The organism is Psychrobacter sp. DWR1-2-3, from assembly GCF_049896465.1.
Taxonomy (GTDB): domain Bacteria; phylum Pseudomonadota; class Gammaproteobacteria; order Pseudomonadales; family Moraxellaceae; genus Psychrobacter; species Psychrobacter maritimus.
On sequence record NZ_JAFCUJ010000001.1, the window covers coordinates 594,991 to 609,834 of the forward strand.

Sequence of the window (14,844 nt, forward strand, 5' to 3'; positions counted from 1 at the left end):
TCCCCATTCAATCCATTTATCAGGACAATGAAAGTGCTATAATCCGTCAGTTTTTTGACAACACTACATCAGTAAACAACCATCACTACACAACCTTCATTAAACAAATTAGCAGAATAGGTTCTCATGGCAAAAAGTCGGTTATTTCGTTCAACCATGGTGGTCAGTAGTATGACCATGCTGTCGCGTATTTTAGGTTTGGTGCGTGATATTGTGTTATTAGGCGTGTTTGGCGCAGGTGGTCTGATGGACGCCTTTTTGGTCGCCTTTAAGATACCCAACTTTTTGCGCCGTCTATTTGCAGAAGGGGCTTTTAGCCAAGCGTTTGTCCCTGTGCTGTCAGAATATAAAGAAAAATATAGCCTACAACAGGTTCAGATTTTAGTCAGTCGCACTTCAGGAGCGCTGCTGCTGGTGTTATCGATGCTAACGGTCGTAGTGATTTTAATCGCCCCTTGGGTGGTGACATTATTTGCCCCAGGCTTTGCTAACCAGCCAGATAAATTTGCCATCACCGCTGAGCTGCTACGCCTGACCTTTCCTTATTTATTATTTATTTCTATGACCGCTTTTGCCAGCGGTATTTTACAAAGCTACGGCCGTTTTGCCGCGCCAGCCTTTGCGCCAGTGTTACTCAACCTATCTATGATTGGCGGCGCGCTAGTATTTGCGCCTATGTTTGACGTCCCTATTATGGCGCTTGGTTATTCTGTCGCTATCGCAGGTTTGCTCCAGCTATTGATACAACTGCCACAGCTCTCGCAGCAAAAACTGCTGGTCGCACCAAAAATAGACTTTCAACACGAAGGCGTTCGCCGTATTTTAAAGCTGATGCTGCCGGCTATTTTTGGCGTCTCTGTCACACAGATTAATCTATTATTAAACACTATTTTTGCTTCATTAATGATTGGCGGTTCGGTTTCTTGGCTTTATGCTGCTGAGCGTATGAGCGAGTTACCACTAGGCTTAATTGGCGTGGCTATCGGCACGGTCATTTTGCCAAGTCTATCGAAAAGTGAAGCGCGAAAAGATGACGTTAGCTTTAAAAAGACCATCGATTGGGCAGCGCGCTTAATTATTTTGGTCGGTGTTCCAGCATCGGCAGCACTATTTATACTCTCTGACGTACTTATGCAGGCGCTTTTTTTACGTGGCGAATTTACCTTACGCGATGCACAAATGAGCTCCTTGGCGTTAAAAAGCATGGCGGGCGGCATATTAGGTTTTATGTTAATTAAAATCTTTGCGCCCGCCTTTTTCGCCCGTCAAGACACTAGAACGCCGGTCAGAATTGGTATTGTTTCTGTTTTTGCCAATATGGTATTTAGTGTCATTTTTATCGGTATATTTTACTTCTTCGATATGCCGTTGCATGGTGGCTTGGCATTGGCAACCACGGGCGCGGCATTTGTGAACGCGGGCTTGTTATATTACTTCTTGCATAAGCGTGATATTTTCCGCTTTGGTAGCCATTGGAAAAAATTGTTTGGCCAGTTTGGAATTTCTACCGCCTCTATGATTGCTGTGCTTTATGTCATGCTGCCCTATTTCCCAACCAATGATTTTCAATGGAAACGTATTGTCGCGCTACTGATTATGTGCGTCGTCGGTGCGGTGGTTTATGGCGTTGTGCTATTGGCAACAGGCTTCCGTCCGCGCCAGCTAAAACATGGTTAAGGATTAATTATTAAGCACTAGGCAAGGCTTTAACTTACCAAACCAAAACAAGCTTAGTATGAGAATTGACAGTGAACGCTGCTGATAGTTGCCATAATTACTGTTTAATGAATAAATGAATATTGGGGACTAATATGACGACTAAATCATCAGCTTCACAAACAGCGTTATCAGCAACCTTGTTACGCTTACCAAGTATACTGACTGTTGGCATTTTGAGTACCGGACTGCTTTTAAGTGGTTGTAGCAATAATGATAAGGGTGAAACTGAGACTGCTGCCAGTAATAATGAAGATGCTACAGCGGTCGCGCAAACATCTGAGAACGACGCGAGCCAAGTAGAAGTAACAGGCACTACTACTGATAGTAAACAGGCAGCAGATAGCACAAAAGATGAAACCACGATCGCTAGTAATAATATCAATCCAGTTACCGCTGCCGCTAAGCAAAAAAGCTTGGTAACCAATCCGACCCAAGACGGTACGCCGGAAGATAGCGTTAAACAAGCTCTAGACAGCTTGTATTATGGCGATGCGAAAAAATCCGCCTCTTATTATGAAGTAGATATGGCAAACTTCGAAGAAGAGCTAGCCAAGACCCAGTCGGCTTTTCAGCAAACGGTTGATGGCGTTACTTTCACTGATACTACATACAACGATGATAAAACCCGTGCCACCATCACTGGCGAGTTGATGCTAAGGGGACAAAGCGAGCCTGCACCCTTGACTTATGAGCTACAAAAGATAGATGGAAAATGGAAGATTTTAGGATAGAACACCTATCTGCTATTCTCTAAATTTTCTTCATTTGGCATTATTAGCTGTATTATTTGTCATTATTAGCTGCCATCACCGCTTTACCAAGCATCACCACATCGGCGATAAACCCCTGCATATCACAAACCTTTGGCATATAGCCCCATTGCTCAAAGCCAAGCTTACGGAACAATCCTAAGCTTGGTTGATTATGCGCAAAGATAAGCGCCACCACGTTATGAATACCTAAGCTCGGCGCTTGCGTCAGCATCCAGCGTGTCAATAAGCTACCCAAGCCTTGACCATGATAATCCTGATGCAAGTAAATACTAATCTCAGTGCTGATATGATAAGCCGGTCGTGCATACAAATCGCTAAAGCTGCCCCAAGCGACGATTGGCGATACTGTTTGCCCCTTACCTCCACCGCCTACAGTTTCTGCTTCTTCGACAGCGCGAACAATATAAATAGGTCGCGTGGCACTATTTACATGCTCCTCAAACCAATCCCGACGCTCTTCACAACTGACGGGCGTTAGATTAGCCGTTGCTTGCTTACCGGCGATACTTTGGTTATAAATGGCTAAAATTGCGGGTAAATCTTCTTTATTAGCACGCTGTACCGTAAAGCCCTCATTGAGCTTATTAATTGCCAAGACAGGTGCCATCGAATGGGAGGCATCATGACAAGCAGCGACAGAGGTAGCATCAGGCATAGCGTTTCCATGATTATTAATAGTAAAAATGAATGATAAGTGATAAATAACGGCTAATTAGTCATTAATGTCTAATACTTAAGGCTTAGCCGTTGCACCTTTTATCTAATCTAGCTGTATATAGCGGAAGTCAGCAGAAGCAATTAACGAAGTGAGCAAGGTAAGCCAGATAAAAACCATACCTTTTAAGCTGTTAGCGTGGTTGTTTGATTATCAGCAGACTATAGGATGTTAGTATGGCTATTTTACTTTATAATGACTGATTTTAGACACATCAATGTTTGGTAGAGGTGTGTTTTTTCTTTTTTATCCGGTCTTATCTATCATAGCTGAAAATTTATGAACACCTATTTTCTTGAGCAACTGATGGCATCGCCAAGCGCTTTGTCTGCCAATATTAGCCCAGTAGATTTAGCACCCTGCGTGCTGACTATCGGTAATTTTGATGGCGTGCATTTGGGTCATCAAGCGATGCTTGCGCACGTGCGTGATATTGCCAAGGCGCAAAATATTGGCTCGGCAGTCATGATATTTGAACCGCAGCCGCGTGAGTTTTTTGCGCCAGCTACCGCGCCTGCCCGCCTCACCAATCTTGCCGAAAAGCAGGCTTTGCTGGCAGAGTATGGCATTGAGACTTTGATTGTCGCAAGCTTTGATGCGGAGTTTCGCTCGCTATCAGCGCAGGCATTTGCCGATATCTTAGCGCAGCGTTTGAATGTACAAGCATTGGTATTGGGTGATGACTTTAAATTTGGTCATGATCGTACCGGTGACAGTCAGTTTTTGCGCGATTATGGCTTAGATGTGACCAATCTGCATACCGTGATCGACGATAAAGGCAAAGGCGCGCGCATTAGCTCTACGCGTATACGCAACCTATTGTTGGCCGGTGACATCGATGCGGCTAATGCCTTATTGGGTCGCGATTATACGATGACAGGCGTCGTTGTTGGTGGTGATAAAATCGGTCGTACCATGGACTTTCCCACTGCCAATGTCGACTTAAAACGCATAAAACCTGCCCTACATGGCATCTTTGCTGTCGATGTCGTCAGCCTTGATGATAGTGGTACTGTCATACCGAACGGCTTGACCGCACTGACAGATAGCGAAAACCCAGGGGTTGCAGGTTTACGCCCGCATAGTTTATTTGGTACTGCCAATATTGGTATTAGGCCGTCAGTAGATAAAGAGCATGATTGGCGCTTAGAGGTACATTTTCCTAAGCTGCAAGCAGATTTATACGGTTTAACCTTACAAGTACGCTTCTTGCATTATTTACATGGCGAGCGCCATTACGAGAGTTTAGAAGCCTTAAAAGCAGGTATTCATAGTGATGTTATAGATTTACTCGAATGGCGTGCTAAGCAGTAGAATTAAACTAGTAGTTATGAGCCTATAAAAGTGTAATGTATAAAAAACCCACAGCGTGAATAACGTTTGTGGGTTTTTATTTACGTTGATACTTTATTGTTATCTTTAAGCATCAGGATGCATACGCACGTTTAAATCATCGATAACTTCTACCCATGCGGCGTCTTTATTCCATTCTTCTTGCAAAAAGGCACGCTGGTTGTCATTCCATACCGCCGCTTCGATTAACTTCTCTTCTTTTGCCAGTTTATTATTTTCGACAAAACTGTCAATCGCTTCATCCGAGCTATCAAGCCCTAACTGCGCAAATAATTCATTCATATTGTATTCAGGTTCACCCAACATAGTCTTTTCCTTAATGACAAAAGTTTAATAATGATTTGATTGTACTTATTATTTAAATTAGCCACTTTATTGTAGCAAGCTTGCTGCTAATAGCTGTTAATCAACGTTTAGCTAACGTTAGCAATTGTATTGATGGTTACGCAAGGCACAAAAAAGCCCTCTATCGTAGAGGGCTTTTCAGATTAAATTCTATATAACAGCTTGAGTAGATTGCCTACTTATGGAAGCAGGTGTGCTACTGCATCACGCTCTTCGCTAAGCTCTTGCTCAGTTGCGGCCATTTTCTCTTTTGAGAAATCTGATGACACATCAACGCCTTCTACGATAGACCAGTCGCCGTTAGCGCAGGTTACTGGGAATGAGTAGATTAAGCCTTCAGCAATACCGTATTCGCCGTTTGAGTAAACGCCCATAGATACCCAATCATTCTCATCAGTACCTAGTGCCCATGTACGTACGTGTGCAATAGCAGCGTTGGCAGCAGAAGCGGCAGATGATGCACCGCGAGCTTTAATAATCGCTGCACCGCGTTGTTGTACCTCTGGGATATAAGTAGCTTCGTACCATTCGCGATCGACTAAATCTAGTGCTGGCTTACCGTTTACAGTTGCAGACGTTAGGTCTGGATACTGAGTTGATGAGTGGTTACCCCAGATAGTCATGTTTTTGATGTCATTAACAGTGCTGTCTGTTTTCTCAGCCAACTGTGCCATGGCACGGTTATGATCTAAGCGAGTCATAGCAGTAAAGTTACGTGGATCTAAATCTGGTGCATTACGCTGAGCGATAAGCGCGTTGGTGTTGGCAGGGTTACCGACGACCAATACTTTTACATCACGGCTTGCAACGTCGTTCAATGCTTTACCTTGGGCTGAGAAAATCGCAGCGTTGGCTTCTAGCAAGTCTTTACGTTCCATACCTGGGCCACGAGGACGTGAACCGACTAGCAAAGCATAGTCTACATCTTTGAATGCAACGGTCGCATCATCAGTTTGAACGATACCGGCCAATAATGGGAATGCACAGTCTTCTAACTCCATGACCACACCCTTTAGGGCGTCAAGTGCTGGGGCGATTTCAAGCAATTGCAGAATAACTGGCTGATCTTTACCTAGCATCTCACCAGATGCAATACGAAATAACATAGCATAGCTGATATTACCAGCGGCACCAGTGACGGCAACACGTAAAGGCTGTTTCATTGACATTGAATACTCCCTAATTATAGATTAGATAATTCATGATTCTGATTGATGGTTCTGATTGAGGATGATCGTTTTAGATAGCGATTTACTCGCTGAATATAGCAGTCATAAACCGAGAGCTAGTGTAGCACCTCAGCCTATTAACCGTCTAGAGAAAGCGCGAACGTGATTGATAACTATGCTGGTTATATTGTTACATTTTATACGAACAGATGTTTTATCTTGCGATAAAAAGCTATAAAAATAAAGTCTTAGAGGGATATTGGATGTGATCAAAGAAAAGATTCAATAGGAATTTTAGCAGCATTATTTAAGAGAATTTAATACGATTACATAAGTTGTATTACCGTTAAATACATAACACTGCCGTTTTTGCTTATGGTCATTTTTGCTTATGGATAATCGCGCCCTAATTAATAGTCACGCACTGAAAAGCTAAAAGGATATACTTTGTGGTTCATTACTGATTATGACTAATGCCTACTTGCTGCTTACTTGCCGCCTGAGATAATAAATTTACTGCCACAGTTATCGACGACGTTGCTACAAGTGCCAAAGGCACTGCCTTCATAACAAACATGGACGTCCGTCAATACCATTTGACGACGCGCACCTGCCTGACAAATCAAATCAACGCTATCCGCTGACATACCACTGTTTAAGCGGGTCATTTGTCCCACAAAACGCGATTTTAATACCGTATAACTGTTGCCCGTATTCAATTCACTCGGCAGTTTTAAGTCGCCGGCATAGTTAGTGATTTGACGAAAATAATTACTGGCACTAAGCGGACTACAGACGCCATAGCGCTGCCATGCTTGGGTACGCACCGTGGTATCAGGCATGATACGATTGACGACTTTTAATTGTAGTGGCGTCAAACGTGGCTCACTACCACGCCCGCAGCGCTCGCCATAGCCCATATCTAAACCCGAAACGGTTAGCGAATAGCCTTCTAAACACTGGCGCATACGCGCGCGCGTCGGTTGTAAGCTGCACAGCGCTGGCGTCATCTCAATCATCAGCACACGCTGTCCCGTTTTGGTAGCACTTGCCGCTTGCGCTGGCAATACCATGGCACCCTGCAACAAAAGTAAAGCCGTAATAGCTATCGTAGCATTAGCAGCATTGCCTTTACTTTCATACTTTTTGCTGATCAAGCATTGATTAAAATGCTCCGATAGCCTTGTCTTTGACATCGAGCCCACCTTTGTCTGAACACATAACTGACGCCTAGCTTGCGACAATATAGGCAGATTGAAATATTTTTTAATCATAAGAGGTTAAAGCATTTAGCAATGAAGAAGATAGCTTCTAGAATTGGTTATATTCGGCATTAAGCCAGTTTGCTTTTAAAATATCAGTAGCCTAAAAATCAACCAACGAAAAACGCAGACGGTAATTAGAGTCATGGTAGCAAATTGCCTTTTTTAATCTATAGCAAAAACGTAAACAGTTTTTAAAAAGCGAATAACTGACTTTAAAAGGGCGATTTAAAACCCGTCATATATCAGCGCTATAAAAGCATTTTATATGAAAGCAATGTATATAAGAAAAGTGCATATAAAAGCCGTATCTATAAAAACCGTACCTATAAAAGAAACACCTATAAAAAAACCACTAGCAGCAAGCTGATAGTGGTTTTTTAGGGTAAGACAAAAGCATTAGAATGCCGCAGGAACCGTTCCCATACGCTGGCTGATAGGCTGATCACGACCTAATAGACTGCTATAAATAGTAGCGTTTTCCATCACATGTTTGACGTAATTGCGGGTTTCAGGAAAGGCAATAGACTCGACATACTGGTCCGCGGCGAGTGAGCCATAAGTCGGCTGCCAGCGTTTGGCATTATTTGGACCGGCGTTATAGCCCGCTGTTGCCAAAACAGGCTGGCTGTTCAATTTTCCAAAGATATCACCCATATACCACGTACCATAACGAATATTGGTATCGCCACTATTGGCACGGCTGGCGCTATAAGTCTCGCCTAAGTTACGCGCAATATATTTTGCCGTATCAGGCATGACCTGCATCAGACCGCTGGCGCCAACGTTTGAGCGTGCTGATGCCACAAAACGGCTTTCTTGACGCATGATGCCATACGCCCACGCCGGATCGATACCCGCCGACTGACTGTGACGGACGACCGCCGATTGGTGCGGCATCGGATGCGATAAAGCCAAGCTGTCTACCCTATCGGTATTATCAACAGCATAAATCGCCCGATCGAGCCAGCCCATATCATACGCTTGGCGCGCCGCAGCAATAATCAAATTGTCATCACGATTATCACGCGCTTTTTTCACCGCCCAGTTCCACTCACGGTTGGCATAGGCGCGACTGGCATCGGCATTGTATAAAGCAAATGCCCGTGCAAAGTGTGGGTTTTGCATGACGCGCGCGCGGTCAGCGGTACTGACATTGGGTAAATTACTACCACCTAAGCGACTGGCATCAAAACGTTGACCGACCTTATCCTTTGCCATTAAGCCATAATACTCATTACTTTTTGCCAAGTTTTGATACATCTTTTTGGCGGTATTGCGTTTGTTGGCATCACTTGATTGCTCATAAGCACGAGCCAGCCAATATTGCCATTGATTGTTTTTTTGCGTTTCGGCATCCATTTTTGAGATGGCTTCGACCACATCATCCCAACGACTAAAGCGAATCGCTGCCATGGCATAATATTCGGCTTCTTCAAAGCTAAAGTCATCATCTAAGCTATTACGGAACCAGTCAACCGCTTCGACATTAAAGCCGTCATCGGTATTATGATTCATGCGCTGTACGCCAAGAATACGATAAGCATAACGACGGGTGTCATCATTTAACAACTTCGCTGAGCGCTGATTGTCTTGCTTAATATCAAAGTCTAATTGTAGCGCCGCCTCACGATAGGATTTTTCTGCCAAGCGGCCCATCGCATATAAATACAAGTATTGATTGGTTTGGGTGTTTGCTTCGCGGGCAAAGCGGCTAAAAAACGATGATGGATTTAGCTGAATTTCACTTAACGACGAGTAAGGAATAGGCGTACCGAGACGTGAAGACAGCGCCATAATATCGCCCGTTTTGCCTTTACGCAGCATGCGCTTGAGGCGTGATACTCTATCTTGGTTGCTAATCAGGGCGTTATTATTCATCTCTAGCGCCAACTGGTCACACAAAGCTGGCTGCTTTTTGGTGGCCAGCCAAACGTCAGGCTTGGCTGCCATAGCACGCATGCTATCGCCGCCATTATTAAACCCAAGCGCAACCGCACAGCGCTCACTGTCATCAGCATTGGTAATCAAATTTGCCACTTGGCGTACGGCGGCATAATCATTGGAGCCCGCTTTGGTTTCCGCAAAGTCAGCCGCCAGTTTTTCTGCCATTACCGTATCTGGATATTGACGCACGAACTGCGATACCGCCGCTGGGCTTTGCGAATTCAAATCGACATTCATGCGCCAATAAGTTGGATACATGGCAAACAAGCCGCCACTCATCGCTTGCTCGTAATTATAAAGGGCGTTGATATCACCGCGCTCGGCTGCAATCGCCGCCGCTGTAAATGAGCCTACGCCATTATCTGCTTGATAGCTGCTGTTTGACGGCGCACTCTGTGGTTGATAGTTATCCGGCTGATAGCTTTGTGGTTGATAGCTGTCTGGTTTATAGCTTTCTGGCTGATACTTGCCTTCTTGCGGATAACTACTATCACTACCCCAAGTGAGTTCGGCACAAGCGACTTGCGACAAGCCCATGACACCCATCGCCGTCGCCAAACCCAAAACACTGCTTTTTAGCGCCGTTTTTTTCAGGCGGTCAGGCGTAATATTTTGGCGCTTGGCATTTTTATCCTTAATACCTTGAGCAACTTGCGGCTTTGTCATACGAATTCTCTTTATAATAAGTCTAAATAATTTGGCTAAATAAATTGTTTCAATATAGGTTTAAACGATAGGTTTAAATGATGTTTTCATCCTACTTAAAACGCTCATTTAAACAATAGTGCAGCTATGGTTACTTTCATCATACTATACTCGTTGCACATTCAACCATAAGCTTTACTTTTCGTTAATAAATCGGATAGCCCTGCGTAACACAGAGGTGCTACGACGCTTAAAAAAGTGACAATCGTAATTAATAGCATTTATTACTGAATAATACTAGGTAAGCATTTGATACTATTATAAATAATCTAGCATAATTATCCCGATAAGCGTACGCTAACTTTTCACATTGGGTCAGGGTTGTGATAAAATACGCCACCAGTTAATCGCCTACCCCGCTATATTTTTAGTCAATCATGGACTTCGCTTATGAGTGTTACTGTATTTAATCCCCGCATCGATGACGCTGCTGTTGACACAACGGTTACTGCGCCTGCCGTTACGGCACTCAAAGCGCCAAACTCTATCCAAAAACCAATCGCCCAAGCACCAGTCAATGGCGCGCCAAAAAAAGTCTTTGTTACCACCCAAGGCTGTCAGATGAACGTCTATGACTCTGGCAAAATGCTCGACGTACTTGGTGATTCACATGGTATGGAAGTCACCCACGATATAGACGAAGCCGATGTGCTGTTGATGAATACCTGCTCAATTCGCGAAAAAGCGCAAGAAAAAGTCTTTTCAGAATTGGGTCGCTGGCGCAAATTGAAAGAAAAACGTCCTGACTTAGTCATCGGTGTTGGCGGCTGCGTCGCCTCACAAGAAGGCGATAATATCCAAAAACGCGCGCCTTATGTTGATATGGTGTTTGGTCCACAAACTTTGCACCGTTTGCCAGAGCTGTATGACCAATCGCACGAGCAGCGTGAAATCTCACCTAAGAATCGCATCGGTACAGTGGATGTGTCATTTCCAAGTATCGAAAAATTTGATTTTCTGCCAGAGCCAAGAGTAGAAGGTTATAAGGCTTTTGTGTCTATTATGGAAGGCTGCTCAAAATATTGCTCATTTTGCGTCGTGCCTTATACCCGCGGTGAAGAATTATCACGTCCGCTTGATGATGTATTGGCTGAAATTGACAGCTTAGCCGCCCAAGGCGTGCGCGAGATTAACCTACTTGGTCAAAACGTCAATGGCTACCGCGGCGAAAAAGACGATGGCAGTATCTGTCGTTTCGCAGAACTGCTGCATTATGTCTCGCACGTCGATGGTGTTGAGCGTATTCGTTATACCACCAGTCATCCGCTTGAGTTCACCGATGATATCATCGATGCTTATGCGCAATTGCCAGAGCTGGTATCACATTTGCATTTGCCAGTTCAAAGTGGCTCAAACGCTATCTTAGCGGCGATGAAACGTAACCATACCATTGATGTTTATATCAATCAGATTAATAAGCTTAAAGCCATTCGCCCTGATATTCACTTATCAAGCGACTTTATCATTGGCTTCCCCGGTGAGACTGAGCAAGACTTCCAAGATACTTTAAATCTAGCAAAAGAGTTAAACTTCGATCACTCTTATAGCTTTATTTATTCGAAGCGTCCAGGCACGCCAGCGGCAGAGTTGCCGGATGATGTGAGTTTTAAGACTAAAAAAGCGCGCTTGGCTGAATTCCAAAAAGTCATCATCGACTCAACGCTCGCTAAAACCCATGAGATGGTCGGTACGACGACTCGTGTCTTGGTAGAGCAAATCGCCAATCGTCATCCAGACTGCTTAATCGGTACAGCCGATAATACGCGTACGGTCATGTTCCCTTATGACGTTGATAAAATGGATGAGCTACTCGGTAAAATCGTCAGCGTACGCGTGACTGATTTTGTTAGTCCACATATGGTGAAAGGCGAGCTAATCGAAGCATTGGCTTAAGTCTTTAGAAAAAATAAATCAATAAAAAAGCCGTTTACTATTAAATAGTGAACGGCTTTTTTGTAATTGATATTAATCTTAAATATTATTCGTCTTTTAAACCATAAAACCATTTAATACTTCAGCCAATAACGCCGCGGCAATTAAAAGAAAGATTACCCCGCACGCACGATTTAACCACGCTAAACGATTGCCAACATCGAGCCAACTTGCCAGCTTTGTACCGCCCAATGTATAAACGATTTGCCAAATCGTCTCGCTTAAGAACAACCCTGCCGTTAATAAAATATATTGCGGCCATAGCGGCGCACTAAAATTGATGAATTTAGGGAAAAACGCGGCAAAAAACAAGATCGCTTTTGGATTAGACAGCGACACCCAAATACCGGTACGAAATAAGGTCATATTGCTCGGCGATACTTTGACTGCTGCACTAGATAGTGAGCGTGGCTGCGGCGTTGTTTTATCAGTCACAGCTGACATCGTATCAGGATAGTCAGCCGCGACCTCCTCGCCCATTTCGCGGGCATCGCTCATCAAACTACTATCACCGGCATCGCGCCACGAGCTGATGCCCAAATAGATTAAATAGGCGGCACCCACAGCTTTGATAACAGTTAGCACCCAAGGCGATTGGCGACTGATTACATCTAAGCCTAGCAGTGTCGATAGTAGCAGTAAAAACAAACCCAAACTCAGACCTGCCAGCGTCCATAAGGTGCGCTTTACGCCATAATTCATACCATACTGGAATGCCAGCAGCATATTCGGCCCAGGGGTCGCTGAAATAAAAAACGTACTTGCAAAAAATACCGCAAACAGATGCCAAGACATCAACCAACCCCTACTTTTTATTAATAGAATATTTAAATGCTTAATGGTTAATACTTAATGGTGAAAAAATAAACACCGCCATAAAGACGGTGTATTTTATGCTCATGTATATTGCAAAAGAACTACTTGCTGCCTATTGTATCAATTGCTGGCACAGCTGTTTAGCAGCTTTTGTAAAAACTCATCACAGCGTGCCATCTCACTCAGCGCTACATACTCATCGGCTTTATGAGCCTGCTCAATACTACCGGGGCCGCAGATAATCGTTGGGATGCCACTATTGGTAAACTGCCCGCCTTCCGTCGCATAAGCAACTTTATGACGGGTATCATCGCCCGTCAGAGCCGCTATTAACGCTTGTAGCTCGGTGCTGTCGCTATCGGTCATCGCTGGGACACTTTCTTCTTGTAGCAGCTCAATACCCGTCTCTGGTGCGCGTGCTTGCATTTGTGCGTTTAGCTCCGCCACTTTGGCTTGAATTGGTACAAGGATATCGTCTTGCGTCATATGCGGTAGATTACGATAGTCAAAGGTAAATTCACACAGATTGGGGACAATATTGGTCGCGGTGCCACCTCTTATCGTACCCACCGAAAGTGTCGAATAAGGCACATCAAACATGGCATCGTTATCACTGCGATAGCTCATCTCTTCTGCTAATTCATCGACATACCCAATCAGACGACTGGCATAACTAATGGCGTTAACACCCTGCTTCGTCAATGACGAATGCGCTGACTTACCATGGACACGGCAACGGTAAACCGCGATGCCTTTATGCGCCACCACCATCGCCATATTGGTTGGCTCACCAACGATACAGTAGTCAGGTGTAATACCGCGCGCCTTTAAATCGGCCAATATCAATGGCGCACCCAAGCAGCCAACTTCTTCATCAAATGACAATGCCAAATGTAATGGACGACGCAATTGACCTGCGTTAGATAGCTTTACCGCTTGTGGCAATAGCGTCAACGCACAAGCAATAAAGCCTTTCATATCGCAAGCACCGCGACCGTATAGCTTGTCGCCACGAATGGTCGCTGTGAACGGCTCTGATGTCCAGTCTTGACCATCGACAGGCACCACATCGGTATGACCCGATAGCACCAGACCATGATTCACATCGTCAGCGTTTGCCCCTGCTGGCACCGTAACAAATAAATTGGCTTTATTTTTAACGTCATTAAAGGTCAAATCTACTGTTAAGCCCAATTGCTCACAGTAAGCTTGTACATCTTCAATCAAAGCTAAATTAGAATGACGACTGACCGTATCAAAGGCAATCAGCCATGTTAGCCAGTCAATGCTGTCAGTGGGATAATTGGCAGTAGGATAACTAGCAGTAGCCGTTGCTCGCTCTTTACCTTTATTGTGATTTATTACCGTCATAAGACATCCTTATCGTACTACAAGATAAAAAGACCCAGCTTTTTAATGAGCCTTTTTTAATGAGCTTTTTTGAAATGAACGCTGTTGTAGTGCTTTAATTTCTCCATCTAAGCCAGCAATCGGACCATCTACTGGTACATTCGGCGCAACTTCTTGAATGGTTAATGAATTGATGGGCGATGTTGATACCACGCCCATCTCATCCATCCATTCGCCCAACTGTTTTGATGAGCTGATATAAACGATACGCCTAAGTCCTGCCCAAGCATGCGCGGCAGAGCACATGGCACAATGCTCACCTGAGGTATAGACCACTGCTTTTGCCCGTGCTTCAGGGGTCATATTTTGAGCGGCCCATTTTGCCACGGCAATTTCAGGATGGTAGGTTGCATCAACCGTATTGGCGCGATTACGATCTTCACATAATATAGTGCCATCACCATCGACCAATACGCTGCCAAACGGCGCATCGCCCGCCTCTAATGCTTCCGTAGCAAGCTCAATACAGCGGCGCAAATAAATCATATCATTATCAGTAATCATCATAGTTTCCCTTCTGTTATTAAGAGGCGATGCTTATTAAGAACCAATGCTTATTAAGAGCCAATGCTGGCTCTTAAAATCCATCATACCTTTTTAGCAAATCCTAGCATTGATGATAAGTTAATTTTTATGACAGTTAATTTTTATGACAGTTAATTTTTATGACAGTTGGTTTTTATGATAGTTGGTTTTTA

The 14,844-nt window shown here is 44.2% G+C and carries 12 protein-coding genes; 4 read left to right on the top strand and 8 right to left on the bottom strand.

The genetic code is table 11. The features are described 5' to 3' along the window. Nucleotides 1-126 precede the first annotated feature (126 nt). Both murJ and ACP7AA_RS02425 read left to right on the top strand, forming a co-directional pair. A complete protein-coding gene (gene murJ / locus ACP7AA_RS02420) occupies nt 127-1,677 on the top strand; it encodes a murein biosynthesis integral membrane protein MurJ (RefSeq protein ID WP_183620362.1) in 1,551 nt (516 codons plus the stop codon). A gap of 134 nt (nt 1,678-1,811) precedes the next feature. Then, nucleotides 1,812-2,450 (top strand): hypothetical protein, encoded by a 639-nt coding sequence (locus ACP7AA_RS02425; protein ID WP_426222538.1) that lies wholly within the window; start codon nt 1,812-1,814, stop codon nt 2,448-2,450. 52 nt (nt 2,451-2,502) lie between these two features. Here ACP7AA_RS02425 and ACP7AA_RS02430 read toward each other — a convergent pair whose 3' ends face one another. Continuing rightward, the gene (locus tag ACP7AA_RS02430) at nt 2,503-3,147 is read right to left on the bottom strand and encodes a GNAT family N-acetyltransferase (RefSeq protein WP_426222539.1); all 645 of its coding nucleotides are present in this window, start codon (nt 3,145-3,147) and stop codon (nt 2,503-2,505) included. A gap of 339 nt (nt 3,148-3,486) precedes the next feature. Between ACP7AA_RS02430 and ribF the strand changes: the two genes are divergently transcribed. Then, entirely contained in the window at nt 3,487-4,521 is a 1,035-nt protein-coding gene (ribF, locus tag ACP7AA_RS02435; protein ID WP_426222540.1) for a riboflavin biosynthesis protein RibF, read from the top strand. A gap of 105 nt (nt 4,522-4,626) precedes the next feature. On the opposite strand, the gene ACP7AA_RS02440 is transcribed toward ribF, so the two are convergent. The 4 genes from ACP7AA_RS02440 to ACP7AA_RS02455 form a co-directional block, all read right to left on the bottom strand. Next, nucleotides 4,627-4,866, bottom strand: coding sequence for a DUF2789 family protein (locus ACP7AA_RS02440; RefSeq protein ID WP_183620354.1), 240 nt, complete (start codon nt 4,864-4,866; stop codon nt 4,627-4,629). Between the two features lie 218 nt (nt 4,867-5,084). Then, entirely contained in the window at nt 5,085-6,074 is a 990-nt protein-coding gene (locus ACP7AA_RS02445; protein ID WP_183620353.1) for a malate dehydrogenase, read from the bottom strand. A 488-nt stretch (nt 6,075-6,562) separates the two neighbouring features. Beyond that, complete coding sequence (locus ACP7AA_RS02450) at nt 6,563-7,270, bottom strand: hypothetical protein (RefSeq protein ID WP_227673562.1); 708 nt, start codon at nt 7,268-7,270, stop codon at nt 6,563-6,565. 465 nt (nt 7,271-7,735) lie between these two features. Then, on the bottom strand, nt 7,736-9,949 hold the full coding sequence (locus ACP7AA_RS02455) for a transglycosylase SLT domain-containing protein (RefSeq protein WP_426222541.1): 2,214 nt from the start codon (nt 9,947-9,949) through the stop codon (nt 7,736-7,738). Between the two features lie 429 nt (nt 9,950-10,378). Between ACP7AA_RS02455 and miaB the strand changes: the two genes are divergently transcribed. After that, entirely contained in the window at nt 10,379-11,881 is a 1,503-nt protein-coding gene (miaB, locus tag ACP7AA_RS02460; RefSeq protein WP_426222542.1) for a tRNA (N6-isopentenyl adenosine(37)-C2)-methylthiotransferase MiaB, read from the top strand. Nucleotides 11,882-11,977: 96 nt separating this feature from the next. Here the strand turns inward: miaB and ACP7AA_RS02465 are convergent, their stop codons facing one another. The 3 genes from ACP7AA_RS02465 to ACP7AA_RS02475 all read right to left on the bottom strand — a co-directional run bounded on the left by ACP7AA_RS02465 (nt 11,978) and on the right by ACP7AA_RS02475 (nt 14,650). Continuing rightward, nucleotides 11,978-12,715, bottom strand: coding sequence for a LysE family translocator (locus ACP7AA_RS02465; protein ID WP_201564831.1), 738 nt, complete (start codon nt 12,713-12,715; stop codon nt 11,978-11,980). A gap of 141 nt (nt 12,716-12,856) precedes the next feature. Beyond that, a complete protein-coding gene (argE, locus tag ACP7AA_RS02470; RefSeq protein WP_426222543.1) occupies nt 12,857-14,107 on the bottom strand; it encodes an acetylornithine deacetylase in 1,251 nt (416 codons plus the stop codon). A gap of 42 nt (nt 14,108-14,149) precedes the next feature. Then, the gene (locus tag ACP7AA_RS02475; protein WP_426222544.1) at nt 14,150-14,650 is read right to left on the bottom strand and encodes a nucleoside deaminase; all 501 of its coding nucleotides are present in this window, start codon (nt 14,648-14,650) and stop codon (nt 14,150-14,152) included. Nucleotides 14,651-14,844: the final 194 nt, after the last annotated feature.